Source organism: Streptomyces sp. NPDC000404 (genome assembly GCF_040300365.1).
Lineage (GTDB): Bacteria > Actinomycetota > Actinomycetes > Streptomycetales > Streptomycetaceae > Streptomyces > Streptomyces ramulosus.
In genome coordinates this window covers 121,504-136,592 of the sequence record NZ_JBEPDN010000005.1, presented here as the reverse complement: position 1 = coordinate 136,592, position 15,089 = coordinate 121,504, and the positions used below count along the sequence as shown (strand labels likewise).

General features: G+C 74.3%; 10 protein-coding genes. 1 reads left to right on the top strand and 9 read right to left on the bottom strand.

Translation table 11 applies throughout. The annotated features are described in order from the left end of the window. Nucleotides 1-7: 7 nt before the first annotated feature. From ABT345_RS10780 to ABT345_RS10760, 5 genes are all read right to left on the bottom strand, one after another. Entirely contained in the window at nt 8-271 is a 264-nt protein-coding gene (locus ABT345_RS10780; protein ID WP_345086705.1) for a hypothetical protein, read from the bottom strand. A 172-nt stretch (nt 272-443) separates the two neighbouring features. Continuing rightward, on the bottom strand, nt 444-761 hold the full coding sequence (locus tag ABT345_RS10775) for a putative WhiB-interacting protein (protein ID WP_345086433.1): 318 nt from the start codon (nt 759-761) through the stop codon (nt 444-446). Beyond that, entirely contained in the window at nt 758-1,111 is a 354-nt protein-coding gene (locus ABT345_RS10770) for a WhiB family transcriptional regulator (RefSeq protein WP_030280963.1), read from the bottom strand. The genes ABT345_RS10775 and ABT345_RS10770 overlap by 4 nt, the downstream gene beginning before the upstream one ends. A gap of 116 nt (nt 1,112-1,227) precedes the next feature. Further along, nucleotides 1,228-1,551, bottom strand: a complete 324-nt coding sequence (locus ABT345_RS10765) for a hypothetical protein (RefSeq protein WP_345086439.1) — start codon at nt 1,549-1,551, stop codon at nt 1,228-1,230. A 142-nt stretch (nt 1,552-1,693) separates the two neighbouring features. After that, nucleotides 1,694-3,943 (bottom strand): ATP-dependent DNA helicase UvrD2, encoded by a 2,250-nt coding sequence (locus ABT345_RS10760; protein WP_386459277.1) that lies wholly within the window; start codon nt 3,941-3,943, stop codon nt 1,694-1,696. Between the two features lie 472 nt (nt 3,944-4,415). Here ABT345_RS10760 and ABT345_RS10755 point away from each other — a divergent pair, with 472 nt between their 5' ends. Next, nucleotides 4,416-4,673: a glutaredoxin family protein gene (locus ABT345_RS10755; protein WP_030289565.1), complete on the top strand. Its 258-nt coding sequence runs from the start codon at nt 4,416-4,418 to the stop codon at nt 4,671-4,673. A gap of 212 nt (nt 4,674-4,885) precedes the next feature. On the opposite strand, the gene nudC is transcribed toward ABT345_RS10755, so the two are convergent. The 4 genes from nudC to ABT345_RS10735 form a co-directional block, all read right to left on the bottom strand. Next, complete coding sequence (gene nudC / locus ABT345_RS10750; RefSeq protein WP_345086444.1) at nt 4,886-5,821, bottom strand: NAD(+) diphosphatase; 936 nt, start codon at nt 5,819-5,821, stop codon at nt 4,886-4,888. 67 nt (nt 5,822-5,888) lie between these two features. After that, the gene (locus tag ABT345_RS10745) at nt 5,889-7,289 is read right to left on the bottom strand and encodes a dipeptidase (protein ID WP_345086446.1); all 1,401 of its coding nucleotides are present in this window, start codon (nt 7,287-7,289) and stop codon (nt 5,889-5,891) included. A 10-nt stretch (nt 7,290-7,299) separates the two neighbouring features. After that, nucleotides 7,300-11,142 (bottom strand): UvrD-helicase domain-containing protein, encoded by a 3,843-nt coding sequence (locus ABT345_RS10740; RefSeq protein ID WP_345086448.1) that lies wholly within the window; start codon nt 11,140-11,142, stop codon nt 7,300-7,302. Nucleotides 11,143-11,328: 186 nt separating this feature from the next. Beyond that, on the bottom strand, nt 11,329-14,967 hold the full coding sequence (locus ABT345_RS10735; protein ID WP_386459285.1) for a UvrD-helicase domain-containing protein: 3,639 nt from the start codon (nt 14,965-14,967) through the stop codon (nt 11,329-11,331). Between the last annotated feature and the right edge of the window lie 122 nt (nt 14,968-15,089).

The following is a 15,089-nucleotide window of genomic DNA, read 5'->3' as shown; positions in this document are numbered from 1 at the left end:
ACGGAGATCACCAGTGGGCGGAGTCCAGGCGCCCTTCGATGGAACGGAGGTTCTCCCGCGCGCAGCCGTCGCAGAAATAGCGGCGGACTCCGTGCTCCACCGAGCAGGTCCACAACGGCGGGCTTCCCTCGGCGACGGCGCCGCAGCGGGCGCAGGAGATGCCGGGGGCGGCGCCTTCCCGGCTGCCCGCGGTCGTTCCGGGGCGCTCCCCGGCGTCGATGTCGGTCTCGGCCGTCGGCTGCTGCGCCGTGCCGTGCGTCGTGCGGTCCACCGTACGACGATATCCCCGCAACCCCCGCCACGCCGGAAACACGCGCCCGGGGCCCGCCCAACCGGACGGGCCCCGGGCCCACAGCGCACGGACCGTGTCCGCCACCTCGCCTCCCCCGTGGCCGACCGGCCTGGCAGAGGTGTGCGGCACGCCCAGTAATCCTGTTACCGCGTCACTGCATCACGGCCATGGCCAGGGCGCGGCGGGCGCGGAGCGACGCGCGTTCCGCGCGCCGCTGCATCCGCCGCGCGGCGGCGAGCCGATGCCCCCTGCGTTCGGACTCGGCTTGGTGCAGGCGTTCGTGCATATGGGCACGCGCCAAAGCTTCTGGGATGAGTTGCATTTCGAGGTTCCTGTTCTGACGCGACTCGATCGCACCGGAGTTCACGGGTGCGGGCATTTCGGTGATGGTGGGGTTCATCGCTGGGTCCTGCTTCCGGGGGTCCCGCGTACCGGGACGGTCGATCGTTCCTGTGCCGGGGGTGTTCATGCCGCGACCGGGTTCTTGCGCGGGCGGCCTCGCGGGCGCTTCCGCGCCACGACGACTCCCTGGACGAACAGCTCACCGCCCCAGACGCCCCACGGCTCACGGCGGTCCTTGGCACCCGCCAGACACGCCTCACGGACGGGGCAGGTCCGGCACAGCGACTTGGCGTACTCGACGTCCGCCGGGGACTCGGCGAAGAAGACCTCGGGGTCGTAGGTGCGGCACGGCACGGCGGCGCCGAGACGGTCGATTTCGTTGTCCAGCTCGGTGAGGGGAAGCAAGGAGTTCTCCTGGGGATCAGGCGGGGGGATCAGGTCGGTCGCAACGGACGGGGTGTGCGTCTGCAGTTGCACGGTGTGTGTTCCTCGTCTGTGTGGCCCGGCGGTGGCCGGGCGCTGGGCAAACAAAAGGGCCGCGGATCCCGGTGGGGGTTCCGCGGCCCTGGAAGGCGCCGACCTGATCATGCCGATCAGGCTGGATCTCTCCAGGGTTCAAGGCCGCGGTAGGCCCACGTTTCGTGCTGGCGGTACTGCTGCTGGGATCCGGCACCATTGGCTGCCGCGGGAGCAAAGGCATTCGCCACTGCTGCCACTGCCACTACCGCAGGTGCCTGCGCCGGTCGCGCACTGCGCTCCTCCGCCACGAGGGACAGAAGGGACTCGGGACGCTTGACCTCGACGCCGGAGAGGCGGCCGAAGCCGGACATACCGGTGCCCGGGAGCGAGGAGCCGAGAGAGCAGGGGGCGACGACCGAACGATCGGTCATTTTGTTCATCTCGATGAAGCTGATCACTGGGCTCGCCTCCTCTCGGCGTCTCGGTGGACCGGGGATCCCGTTCCAAACATGTTCAAGTACAACACGGATACTTCCGGACCCGGAAGCCCGTCATCACCGTGCTTCCGAAGGCTATGGGGATGCCGTCCGCGCGCGCAAACTATTTTTCCGACGAGTTTTCCGCGGCGTCCTCACGGACCTCGCCGCTGCCTTCCCCCAGACCGTCCGTCCCACCCTCGCCAAGCTCCTGACCTGCACAGAGCGCCAACACCTCGACCCCGAAACGGTCCAGCTTCCGCCGCCCGACACCGGAGATCTGCGCCAGCTCCCCCGCCGACTCCGGCACCGCCTCCGCAATCGCCATCAACGTCTTGTCGGTGAACACGCAGTACGCCGGCTGCGACAGCCGCGCCGCCTGCTCCGCCCGCCAGTCACGCAACCGCTCGTACAGCCCCTCGTCCAGCTCCGACGGGCAGTCCTCGCACCGCATCAGCTTCATCTCGCCCGCGTCCGTCAGCGTCCGCCCGCACACCCGGCACCGGGCCGGCTTGCGGTCCCGGCGCCGGAAGCCACCGGACGCCCCGCCCGCGCCCCGCTCCACACCACCCGCGGCAGCACCCGCCGCGCGGCGCGCCACGCCGCCGCCACCGGGCCGCAGACCGTTCAGGAACCGGCTGGGGCGCCGCGACGCCCGGCCCCCCGGCGAACGCGCCAACGACCACGACAGCCCCAGATGCTCCCGCGCCCGCGTCACGCCCACATACAGCAGCCGCCGCTCCTCCTCGACCTCCGCGTCGGACGTCGCGTGCGAGATCGGCATCATGCCCTCGGTCAGCCCCACCAGGAACACCGCGTCCCACTCCAGGCCCTTCGCGGCATGCAGCGACGCCAGCGTCACCCCCTCGACCGTCGGCGCGTGCTGCGCCCGCGCCCGCTCGTCCAGCTCCGCCACCAGATCCGCGAGCGACGCCCCCGGACGTGCCCGCGCGAAATCCTCCGCCAACCGCATCAGCGCCGCCAACGACTCCCAGCGGTCCCGCACCGCCCCCGAACCCTCCGGCGGACGGCTCGTCCAGCCCTTCGTGCTCAGCACCGCCCGCACCTGCGACGGCACATCCACCGCATCGTCCAGCAGTGCGTCGTTCCCCCCGAAGCGGGCGGCGCTGCGCAGCGCCACACCCGCCTCCCGCACCTCCGGCCGCTCGAAGAACCGCTCGGCCCCCCGCAGCAGATACGGCACGCCCGCATCCGCCAGCGCCTGCTCGTACACCTCGGACTGCGCATTGATGCGGAACAACACCGCTATCTCACCCGCCGACACCCCCGACGCGATCAGCTCCCGGACCCGCCGGGCCACCCCCTCCGCCTCCGCGGGCTCATCGGCGTACTCCACGAACACCGGCTCCGGACCCGGCGCCCGCTGCGACACCAGCTCCAGACGGTGCTCCGCCGCCCGGCCGCTCGCCTGCGCCAGCACACCGTTCGCGAGATGCACCACCTGAGGCGTCGAACGGTAATCCCGCACCAGCTTCACGAGCGTCGCCCCCGGATGACGCGTGCGGAAATTCAGCAGATGATCGGGGGTCGCGCCGGTGAAGCTGTAAATCGTCTGCCCCGGGTCACCCACCACGCACAGGGAATCCCGCTCCCCCAGCCACAGCTCCAGAAGGCGCTGCTGCAACGGGCTGACGTCCTGGTACTCGTCGACGACGAAATGCTGATACTGCGCCCTGACCTGCTCCGCGATGTCGTGCCGATCCTGCAGCACCCCCACCGTCAGCAGCAGCACGTCCTCGAAATCGATGACGCCGCGCTCCCGCTTCAGCTGCTCGTACATCGTGTAGATCTGCCCGACCTCGGCCGCATCACGAGGCGCCGCCCGGCCCGCCTTCACCAGCGCCGCCGGATAATCCGCCGGAACCGTCTGCGTCACCTTCGACCACTCGATCTCCCCCGTGACCTCCCGCAGCTCCGCGCGGTCCAACCGCACCCGGCACCGCGCCGCCGCCTCCGCGACCACCTGCACCTTCCGCTCCAGCAGCCGCGGCACCTCACCGCCCACCGCCTTCGGCCAGAAGAACTGCAGCTGCCGCAACGCCGCCGAGTGGAACGTCCGTGCCTGCACGCCGCCCGCACCGAGCTGCCGCAGCCGGCCCCGCATCTCCCCCGCCGCCCGCGCCGTGAACGTCACCGCCAGCACACTCGCCGGCTGCATCACCCCCGACCGCACGCCGTACGCGATCCGATGCGTGATCGCCCGGGTCTTGCCCGTGCCCGCACCCGCCAGCACACACACCGGACCCCGCAGCGCCGTCGCCACCTCGCGCTGCTCCGGGTCGAGCCCGTCGAGCACCGCATCGGCCGAGTCCGGGACCTGCGGGAAAAGAGAGGAATCCGATGCTGCAGTCACCCGCCCATGCTGCCAGGTCCACCACCGGACACCCCAAAACTGTCCACAGGACATCTCGGCCCGGTATGACCGCAACCGCCTTCTGTGGACAGCCGCCGACGCCCCGCGCCGAAATCTGCTGAAGTGGGAGCAGACAGCGAGGACGACCGGCCGTACGGCTGCTGGGCGCTCGACGTTGCGGTGGCCGGGTGCGGCGGGGCGGCCTTCGGGGCTGCTGGGGCGCGGTGGGGGGGGGTGGAGGAGGGGTGGGGTGGGGGCGGGCCCCCCGGGGGCAGGGCGGGGGGAAGGGGGAAGGGGGGCGGGGAGTCCCCCGGGAATGCTCCAGCCCCCCAAATCGTTCCCCTACCGTCGCCACCCCGGCCGAGCCTCTGGGCACCGAGCCCGCAGGTACCGGTCGGGGCCGTTCGGGACGTGGGTCCGGTTCGGTGTGGCGGCTTCTGTTCGAGAGTCTTACCGAAGGAGCGCGGGACGCATGGCGGGCACTGTGACGATGTACAGCACGACCTGGTGCGGTTACTGCCGTCGGCTGAAGGGCCAGATGGACCGCGAGGGCATCGCGTACACGGAGATCAACATCGAGCACGACGCCGAGTCCGCGGCGTTCGTGGAGAAGGCGAACGGCGGCAACCAGACGGTGCCGACCGTGCTGGTGGTCCCCCCGTCCGGCGGCGAGAACATCGTCATGACGAACCCGAGCCTCAACCAGGTCAAGCAGGCGCTGGCCGTCTGAGGCACCGCGCACGACTGTGCCCTCCCCGGAGTTCCCCGGGGAGGGCACAGTCGTGTCCGGGCGGCCCCGGCCGCCACACGTCGGCAGAAGGCCGCTCCGGACGCCCCGCGCACGTAACCGCCCCCGCCGCATGGCACACACGCCGCAGCGGCGCTCCCCGTCCCCCGCGGGAAGCACCGCTGGGGTGCGCTGCGTCGCTCGTGCGGCGTCGGTCAGGGCTTGGGCAGCGGCTTGCCGTACCAGGTTTCGATGAGGCGGGCGGCGATGGAGATGCCGTACGGGGGCAGGACCTCGCCGGAGGCGAAGGCGGCGGTGAGGTCGTCGCGGGAGAACCAGCGGGCCTCCTCGATCTCCTCGCCGTCGACGTGTATGTCGGAGGAGGTGGCGCGGGCCATGAAGCCGAGCATCAGGCTGGAGGGGAACGGCCAGGGCTGGCTGGCGACGTATTCGACGTCGCCGACGACGACGCCGGCTTCCTCGAAGACCTCGCGGGCCACGGACTGCTCGATGGACTCGCCCGGTTCGACGAAGCCGGCGAGGGTGGAGAAGCGTCCTTCGGGCCAGTGGACCTGGCGGCCGAGGAGGGCGCGGTCCTGGTCGTCGGTGACGAGCATGATGACGGCGGGGTCGGTGCGGGGGTAGTGCTCGGCGCCGCAGGCGGGGCAGCGGCGGATGTGCCCGGCGGCGGCGATGACGGTGCGTTCGCCGCAGCGGGAGCAGAAGCGGTGCAGGCGCTGCCAGTTCTCCAGGGCGACGGCGTGGACGAGGAGTCCGGCGTCGCGCGGGGAGAGGAGCAGGCCGGCTTCGCGCAGGCCGGCGGCGCGGGCGGACTGGTCGAGGCGGCCGGGGAGGACGTCCTTCTGGAGGGCGAAGTAGCTGATGCCGTCGTCGTCGGTGCCGAGGTAGTAGCGGTGGGCCTCGGTCAGGGGCGCCTCGAAGGAGGGCGTCATGATGAGTTCGGTGCGGCCGTCGGGGGTGTCGTCGATGAGGGCCTGACCGCCGGAGACCACGAAGACGCGCGTGGAGGGGTGGCTCCAGGCCGCGGCGAGCCATGCCTCGTCGAGGCGGTGGTGGGCGGAGCGGTCGATGCCGCTCGGTGCGCTGAAGGTGATCGGCCGGTCTGCGCCGTGGTCGGTCCAGGTGGTCACTGCTGTCTCCAACTCCCCCTGTGACGTGGGTGGTTGCTGCGTGTGGGGCGGTGGGCGGGGTGGCGGGTCAGGTGGTGTGCCAGTGCTCCGCGAGGTCGCCCCAGAGGTGTGCGGTGGTTTCGGCGCCCTTGAGGAGGAGGTCGAGTTCGACCTTTTCGTTGGGGGCGTGCCAGCCGTCGGAGGGGATGGAGATGCCGAGGAAGAGGACGGGTACGCCGAGAACGTCCTGGAGGTCGGCTGCGGGTCCGGAGCCGCCTTCGCGGGTGAAGCGGATCTTCTGGCCGAAGGCGCGGCCCATGGCGCGGACGACGGACTGGAGCGCGGGGTGGTCGAGGGGGGTGAGGCAGGGGCGGGTGGCGCCCCAGAAGGTGAGGGTGTGGCGGATGCCGTCGGGGAGCTGGGCGGCGACCCAGTCGCGTACGGCCTGCTGGACGGTGTCGGTGTCCTGGCCCGCGACGAGGCGGAAGGAGAGCTTCAGCTGGGCGGTGGCGGGGACGATGGTCTTGCCGCCGGGGCCCTGGTAGCCGCCGGAGATGCCGTTGACCTCGGCGGTGGGGCGGGCCCAGATGCGTTCCAGGGTGGTGTGGTCCGCCTCGCCGAGGGTGGCGTGGGAGTGGGCGGTGCCGAGCCAGGCGGCTTCGTCGAAGGGCAGCTCGGCGAAGAGGGCGCGTTCCTGGTCGGTGAGGGGGATGACGCCGTCGTAGAAACCGGGGACGGTGACGCGGCGGTCGCTGTCGTGGAGGGCGGCGGCCAGGCGGGCGGCTTCGGTGGCGGGGTTGGGGACGGCGCCGCCGAAGGAGCCGGAGTGGATGTCCTGGTCGGGGCCGTGGAGGTCGATCTGGCAGTCGGTGAGGCCGCGCATGCCGGTGCAGACGGTGGGGGTGTCCTTGGACCACATGCCGGTGTCGGAGACGATCACGGCGTCGCAGGCCAGGCGGTCGGCGTGGCGGGCGATGAGGTCGGGGAAGTGCGGGGAGCCGGATTCCTCTTCTCCTTCGATGAGGAGTTTGAGGTGGACGGCGGGGGTGGTGCGGCCGGTGGCGGCGAGGTGGGCGCGGACGCCGAGGGTGTGGAAGAAGACCTGGCCCTTGTCGTCGGCGGCGCCGCGGGCGTAGAGCTTGCCGTCGGCGGTGTGCGGCTCGAAGGGGTCGGTGTGCCAGCCGTCCTCGCGGGTGGCGGGCTGGACGTCGTGGTGGCCGTAGACGAGGACGGTGGGGGCGTCGGGGTCGTCGCTGGGCCAGTGGGCGAAGACGGCGGGGTGGCCGTCGGTCTCCCAGATCTCGGCGGTGGGGAAGCCGGTGTCGGTGAGCTTGGCGGCGAGCCATTCGGCGCTGCGGCGCACGTCGGGGGTGTGGCCGGGGTCGGCCGACACGGAGGGGATGCGCAGCCAGTCGGCGAGGTCGGCGAGGAAGGTCTCGCGGTGGGCCGTGAGGTACGCGTGGACGGCGCTGTCCGGGGTGGTGCTCATGGGTCCGAGCCTATCGGCCTTCCGGGTGAGGGCGGTCGGCGGTCTCGCCGCGGAGGATGCGTTCGAGTTCGGGGCGCCCGGGGAGGTGGGTGGGGCGGATGAGGGTGCCGGTGCGGACGTGGAGGAAGGCGGCGTCGACGGCGTTGGGGGGCAGGTGGTGGCGTTCGGCCCAGGCGAGGCGGTAGATGGCGAGTTGGAGGGGGTCGGCGTCCTGGGTGTGGCCGGTCTTCCAGTCGATGATCTCGAAGCGGTCGTCGCCGTCGGGGCCGGGTGTGGTGTAGACGGCGTCGATGCGGCCGCTGATGACGCGTCCGGCGAGGGTCATACGGAACGGTGCCTCGACGCGGTGCGGGGTGCGGTGGGCGTAGGGGGTGCGGGCGAAGGCTTCCTTGAGGGCTTCGAGGTCGCTTTCGTCGGCGATGTCGGGGTGGGCGTCGGGGTCGGCGCCGGGGAGGTCGTCGGGGTCGTGGAGGGGGAGGGGGAGCTCTTCGTGGCGGGAGGCGACCCAGGCGTGGAAACGGGTGCCGCGGCGGGCGGCGGGCTGGGGCGGGCGGGGCATGGGGCGGGCGAGTTCGCGGGCGAAGGCGTCGGGGGCGGCGGCGAGGCGCATCAGCTGGGTGGCGCTGAGGGCGTGCGGGAGGGGGACGTCGCGGACGGTGGCGCGGGCGCGGCGGAGTTCGGCGGTGAGGGCGTCGAGGTCGCGGTCCCAGGAGGCGAGGGTGCGGCGGTCCTCGGGGAGGAGGGGCGCGTCGGGGGTGGTGGGGGCGGGGCCGGTGCCGTCCTGGGCGGTGCCGGTGTGATCCGGGGTGCCGGCCGCGGGGTGGCGCGGTCCGGGGACGGCGGGGCGGTGCGGGGCGCGGGCCGGGACGAGGTCCTCCTCGCCGGCGAAGAGGTCGTGGTCGTCGGCGGCGTTGGGGCGCGGTGAGGCGGGGGCGGGGGCGCTGCCGGGGCGGCGGGCGGGGGCAGCCGCCGGGGCGCTCCCGCTCTCCGCAGGGGTGTCCGTCACGCCGTGGGCGGGGGCGTCCGTCATGCCGTGGGCAGGGCCGTCCCGGCGCTCCGCAGGGCCGTCCGCATCGTCGGGGCGGGCGGATTCGGCTTCGTACGGCTCGGAGGGGGCGTACTCGGGTTCCCCATACAGGTCGGCATCCCCGTACGGCTCGGCCTCCTCGTAAGGGTCGGGCGCGTCGAGCGGATCGGGGTCCCCGTAGGGGTCGTACCGCTCGGGCTCCTCGTACGGGTCGTGCGGCGTCCCGGCCCGTGCGCGGTCGCCGTCGTGGCGCGGGGCGGGGACCTCGCCGGGCGGGGTGGCGGGTTCCTGTGGGAGGCGGGCGAGGTGGGCGCGGACGGTGGCGGCGGCGGTGCGGCGGTGGGTGGCGGCGGTGGGGTCGAGGGGCAGGGGCCAGTCGTGGGTGGTGGCTTCTTCGGTGAGGGTGGGGTTCTCGGCGTCGTCCTCGGGCGGGTCGGTCCAGGTCTCGATCTCGCCGTGGCCGGCCTCGCAGTAGGTGCGGAGGGCTTCGAGGAAGGCGGACGGGCCGCGGGGGCGCTTTTGCTGGGGGCCCCACCAGTGGCCGGAGCCGAGGAGGAGGGAGCGGGGGCGGGTGAAGGTGACGTAGCCGAGGCGGAGTTCCTCGGTGGCCTGGTGGTCCTTCATCGCCTCCTTGAACGTCTTGAGGCCGCGGGCGTCGAAGGTGTCGACGTCGGGGAGGGTGGCGGCGTCGCCGCGCAGGGTGTGCGGGAGGACCTTGGGGCGGGTGGTCCAGGAGTCGCGGGGCTGCTGGCTGGGGAACTGCTTGGCGACGAGGCCGGGGACGGCGACGACGTCCCATTCGAGGCCCTTGGACTTGTGGGCGGTGAGGATCTTGATGGTGTTGTCGCCGCCGGGCAGGGAGCTGTCGAGGCCCTTTTCGTGGCGGGCGGCGGTGCGGAGGAAGCCGAGGAAGGCGGCGAGGGTGGCGTCGCCGTCGAGGGCGGCGCCGCCCTGTTTGGCGGCGAACCCGGCGGCGGTGTCGAGGAAGGTGGTGAGGGTTTCGCGGCGGCGGGCGGCGAGGGCGTGCGGGGAGGCGGCCAGTTCGACGTCGAGGCCGGTGGTGGCAAGGACGCGGTGGAGGACGTCCATGAGGGGGTCGCCGGTGCAGCGGCGCAGTTCGCGGAGTTCGGTGGCGAGGTAGGCGAAGCGGACGCGGGCCTCGGGTGAGAAGGGGAGGCCGTCGTCGGGGCCGTCGGCTTCGAGGAAGGTGTCGAGGGCGTCGGCGAGGGAGAGGGTTTCGGCCGGGTCGGTGCCTTCGACGGCTTGGGCGAGGCGGCGCTCGGGGTCGTCGGGGGGGCCGGTGTGGTGGACGAGGGTGCGGGCGCGGCGGCCGAGGAGGGCGAGGTCGCGGGGGCCGATGCGCCAGCGGGGGCCGATGAGGAGGCGGACGAGGGCGGCGTTGGCGGTGGGGTCCTGGAGGACTTCGCAGACGGCGACGAGGTCGGCGATCTCGGGGAGGTGGAGGAGGCCGGAGAGGCCGACGACCTCGACGGGCAGGTCGCGGTCGACCAGTTCGCCCTGGATGCGGGCGAAGTCGGTGGCGGTGCGGCACAGGACGGCGATCTCGCCGGGCGGGGTGCCGGTGGCGACGAGGTGGGCGAGGTGGTCGGCGAGCCAGGTCAGCTCTTCGGCGTGGGTGGGCAGCAGGGCGCAGCGGACGGTGCCGTCGCGTTCGGCGCCGGGGGCGGGACGGAGGGCTTCGACGCCGGTGTGGCGGGCGCGGAGGGGGGCGGCGAGGGTGTTGGCGAGGTCGAGGAGGCGGCCGCCGCTGCGGCGGTTCTCGCTGAGGGAGTGGCGGCGGGCGGGGGCGCCGTCGGGGAACGGGAAGTGTTCGGGGAAGTCGTCGAGGTTGGCGACGGAGGCGCCGCGCCAGCCGTAGATGGCCTGGCAGGGGTCGCCGACGGCGGTGACGGCGTGGCCGGTGCCGGGCCCCGCGTGGGGTCCTGATCCGGCGCCGAAGAGGCCGGAGAGGAGGAGGCGCTGGGCGACGGAGGTGTCCTGGTACTCGTCGAGGAGGACGACGCGGAATTCGTCGCGGAGGAGGGCGCCGACCTCGGGGCGGGTGGTGGCGAGGGTGGCGGAGAGGGCGATCTGGTCGCCGAAGTCGAGGAGGTCGCGGCGGCGTTTGGCGTCGCGGTAGGCGGCGACGAGGGTGGTCAGCTCGCGGCGGGCGCGGGCGGTCTCGGGGACTTTGCGCAGGTCCGCGTTTGTCAGCGGGCGGTTTTCGAGGGTGGCGAGCAGCTCGGTGTCGTATGCCTGGAGGCGTTCGGGGGTGACGAGGTGTTCGGCCAGCTCGGAGTCGAGGGCGAGGAGGTCGTCGACGAGGGTGGGGAGGGAGGTGGTGAGCGCCGGGAAGGGGCCCTGGGCGGTGCGCAGGACGCGGGCGGCGAGCTGGAAGCGGGTGGCGTCGGCGAGGAGGTGGGCGCCGGGCTCGATGCCGATGCGCAGGCCGTGGTCCTTGAGGAGGGTGCCGGCGAAGGCGTGGTAGGTGGAGATGCGGGGTTCGCCGGGGTGGCCGTCCGGGTCGCCGGGGTCGTCGGCGGGGGTGGTGACGCCGGCGGCGTGGAGGGCGGTGCGGACGCGGTCGGCGAGCTCGCCTGCGGCTTTGTTGGTGAAGGTGAGGCCGAGGACCTGTTCGGGGGCGACCTGGCCGGTGCCGACGAGCCAGACGACGCGGGCGGCCATGACGGTGGTCTTGCCGGATCCGGCTCCGGCCACGATGACCTGCGGGGCGGGCGGCGCGGTGATGCAGGCCGTCTGCTCCGGGGTGAACGGGATGCCGAGGAGTTCTTTGAGCTGCTCGGGGTCGGTGAGTGGCGCGGGCACATCGAAAACGGTAACGGGCCGGACTGACATTCCGGGCCGGCTGGCGGCCGTACCGGTGGTGACCTGCGGGGATGCCGTGACGACGGGCTGCGTGCGGAGGGCGGCTGCGGCTCGGTGCGCCGCCCGTCGCCCGGTGGCGGGCCCGGCAGCCGTCGGCGTCGGCCGTCGGCGGCCGTCGGCGTCTCGTCACTCGATGATCTGGCGGCCCTCCGGCTGGGCGCTGCAGGAGGCGCGGAAGGCGCAGTGGGTGCAGTGGGTGCCGGTGGTGGGGGTGAACCGTTCGTCGAGGACGCGGCCGGCGGCTTCGGCGAGGAGGCCGCCGATCCAGGTGTCGTCCGGGGGCGGCTGGGTCTGGACGGCGGGCAGGGCGTCGCCGCCCTCCTTGCGGGGGGCGCCGAGCCGGAGGTGGACGAGCTGGGCGCCGGCGGTGTCGGGCGTGTGCCCGCCGAAGGCGTCGTCGAGGGCGCCCTGGCGGACGGCGAGCTGGTAGACGGCGAGCTGGGGGTGGTGGGCGACCTCGGGTCCGGTGGGTTTCTGCTTGCCGGTCTTGAAGTCGACGACGTAGGCACGGCCCTGGTCGTCGCGTTGGACGCGGTCCATGGTGCCGCGGATGCGGATCTGGTGGGGGCCCGCGTCGAGGGTGACGTCGAAGTCGTGCTCGGAGGCGGCGGTGGTGGCGCCGCGCAGGTCGCGTTCGTCGGTGTGCCAGCGCAGGAAGCGTTCCAGGGCGGCGCGGGCGTTCTCCTTCTCCTGGCGGGATTTCCAGGGGGCGTCGAAGGCGAGGGTGTCCCAGACGGAGTCGAGGCGTTCCATGAGGACGGCGAGGTCGGCGGGGGTGCGGCCGGAGGCGACCTCGTCGGCGAGGACGTGGACGACGTTGCCGAAGCCCTGGGCGGCGGTGGCGGGGGCGTCGGCCTTGACCTCGCGGCCGAGGAACCACTGGAGGGCGCAGGTGCGGGCGAGTTGGTCGAGGGCGCTGCCGGAGAGGACGACGGGCTGGTCGCGGTCGCGGAGCGGGGTGGTGTTGTGGGTGGGTTCGGCCAGGCCCCACCAGTTGTCGGGGTGGGCGGCGGGGACGAGGGGGCGGCCGTCGTCGTCGCGGAGGGCGGCGAGGCGGGCGAGGCGGTGGGCGGCGGCGTCGCGCAGGGCCGGGGTGGCTGCGGGGTCGACGGTGGTGGCGCGGAGTTCGGCGACGAGGGCGGCGACGGCCAGCGGGCGGCGGGGGCGGGCGGTGACGTCCTGGGGGGTGGTGCCGAGTTCGGCGAGGAAGCGGGAGGGCTGGTCGCCGTCGTCGGCGGCGGCTTTCACGGCGGTGACGACGAGGCGGTCGCGGGCGCGGGTGGCGGCGACGTAGAAGAGGCGGCGTTCCTCGGCGAGGAGGGCGCCGGGGGTGAGGGGTTCGGCGAGGCCGTCGCGGCCGATGCGGTCGGCTTCGAGGAGGGAGCCGCGGCGGCGCAGGTCGGGCCAGAGCCCTTCCTGGACCCCGGCGACGACGACGAGGCGCCATTCGAGGCCCTTGGCGCGGTGGGCGGTCATCAGGCGGACGGCGTCGTGGGTGGGGACGCGGCGGGTGAGGGTGTCGGCGGCGATGTCCTGGGCGTCGAGTTCTTCGAGGAAGTTGAGGGCGCCGCGGCCGCCGGTGCGTTCCTCGGCGCGGGCGGCGGTCTCGAAGAGGGCGACGACGGCGTCGAGGTCGCGGTCGGCGTTGCGGCCGGCGGCGCCGCCGCGGTGGGCGGCGCGTTCCAGGCGCTGCGGCCAGGGGGTGCCGTCCCACAGTTCCCACAGGGCGGCCTCGGCGGTGCCGCCGGTGGCGAGGAGTTCCTCGGCGGTGCGCAGGAGGAGGCCGAGGCGCTGGGCGCCGCGGGCGTAGGCGGGGTCGTGGGCGACGAGGCGTTCGGGTTCGGCGAGGGCGCGGGCGAGCAGTTCGTCGGAGGGCCGGGGCAGCGCGGCGCCCGCGGCCCGCTCCTCCTCCCGCAGTGCCCGCCCCAGCCGCCGCAGGTCAGCGGCGTCCATCCCGCCGAGCGGCGAGGTGAGCAGGTCGAGGGCGGTCTCGGGGGTGAGGTGGGCGGGGGCGGCGGAGGGTGCGGCGCCCGGGGTGGTCTCCTCCGGGGTGTCCGTGGCGGGTCCGGCGCCGGGCCCCGGGGCGTCCGGTACGGGTGCGGGCCCGTCGTCCGCTGCGGGTGCGGCGGGCTCGGCCGGCACCGGGGTGTCCGGTACGGCGGTGTCCGACGGGTCGTCCGCGACGGGTCGGGGCTCGGCCACCGGGGCGTCCGCGACGGGCTCGGCCACCGGGGCGTCCGGTGCGGGCTCGGCCGCTGTGGCCTCCGGCCCGGGCCCCTCCCCCGGGGCGTCCGGCACCGGCGTGCGCCCCGACGTGCCGCCGCGCGCCAGGGCCCCGTGGGCGGCCACCCGCAGCGCGGTGAGCAGCGGTGCCACGGCGGGCTCGTCGCGGAGCGGGAGGTCGTCGCCGTCGATGTCGAGGGGCACGCCCGCCGAGGTGAGGGCGCGGCGGATGCCGGGCAGGGAGCGGGCGCCGGCGCGGACGAGGACGGCCATGTCGTGCCAGGGGACGCCGTCCTCCAGGTGGGCGCGGCGCAGCAGGTCGGCGATGTTGTCGAGTTCGGCGCCGGGGGTGGGGTACGTGAGGACGTCGATGCGGCCGCCGGGGCGGACGGCGGCGGGCTCGCGGTGGGCGCGGACGGTGGCGGCGGGCAGCCGGGTGAGCGGCATCCGGCGGGCCAGTTCGCGGGTGGCGGCCAGCAGGGCGGCGCGGGGGCGGCGGGCGGTGGTGAGCACCTTGACGGGTGCGGGGGTGCCGTCGCCGCGGGGGAAGGCGGTGGGGAAGTCGAGGATGCCGTTCACGTCGGAGCCGCGGAAGGCGTAGATCGACTGGTCGGGGTCGCCGAAGGCGATCAGGGTGCGGCCGGGGGTGCCGGGTGCGCCGCGGGTGGTGCCGGGGCCGGCGAGGGCGCGCAGCAGGCGGAGCTGGGCGGGGTCGGTGTCCTGGTACTCGTCGACGTAGACGGCGTCGTAGGCGGTGGCCAGGCGGGCGGCGACGCCGGTGTCGCCGTCCTCGGCGAGGAGGACGGCGCGGTGGACGAGTTCGGCGTAGTCGAGGACGCCCTGGGCGTCGAGGACGTCGAGGTATTCGGCGAGGAAGGCGGCGGCGGCGCCCCAGTCGGGGCGGCCGGTGCGGCGGGCGAAGGCGGCGAGGGCGTCGGGGCCCAGGCCCAGTTCGCGGCTGCGGGCGAGGACGGCGCGGACCTCGTCGGCGAAGCCGCGGGTGGTCAGGCAGGCGCGGAGTTCGTCGGGCCAGGTGACGCGGGCGCGTCCGGCGGCGGCGAGGCCGGCCTGTCCGGCGAGGAGTTCGCGGACGACGAGGTCCTGTTCGGGGCCGGAGAGCAGGCGGAGCGGGTCGGCGAAGAGGTCGGCGTCCTGGTGGGCGCGGACCAGGGCGTAGCAGAAGGAGTGGAAGGTGGTGGCCTGCGGGAGGGCGGTGGTGCCGAGGCGGGCGGCGAGGCGGTCGCGGAGGGCGACGGCTGCCTTGCGGCTGAAGGTGAGGACGAGGATCCGCTCGGGGTCGGTGCCGCGGCTCACCCGGGCGGCGACGGACTCGACGAGGGTGGTGGTCTTGCCGGTGCCGGGCCCGGCGAGGACGAGGAGCGGTCCGCCGTCGTGCTGAACCACCGCGCGCTGCGCCGCGTCCAAGGCAGGAGGCTCCACGGTCGCCACGTCGGTCCGCACCAGGCGGTACGGGCCGGGGGCGTCCCGCCGCGACGCGCGGGGGTGCGGGCGTCGCGGTGTGTCGGAGAAGGAGGAGCTCACGTGGATCGCCGGTTCTGGTGGAGGAACGAGTCGTGACGGGGTCGACGGGGTGGACGGGGGCGGACGGGGTGCCGGGCGGCGTCCTGCCGGGGCCGGGCGGCCGCCGCGGGCGCGCCGCGTCG

Coding starts and splice junctions, on each gene's coding strand:
- ABT345_RS10775 (WP_345086433.1), bottom strand. CDS start 761: ATGAACACCCCCGGCACAGGAACGATCGACCGTCCCGGTACGCGGGAC.
- ABT345_RS10755 (WP_030289565.1), top strand. CDS start 4,416: ATGGCGGGCACTGTGACGATGTACAGCACGACCTGGTGCGGTTACTGC.
- ABT345_RS10745 (WP_345086446.1), bottom strand. CDS start 7,289: ATGAGCACCACCCCGGACAGCGCCGTCCACGCGTACCTCACGGCCCAC.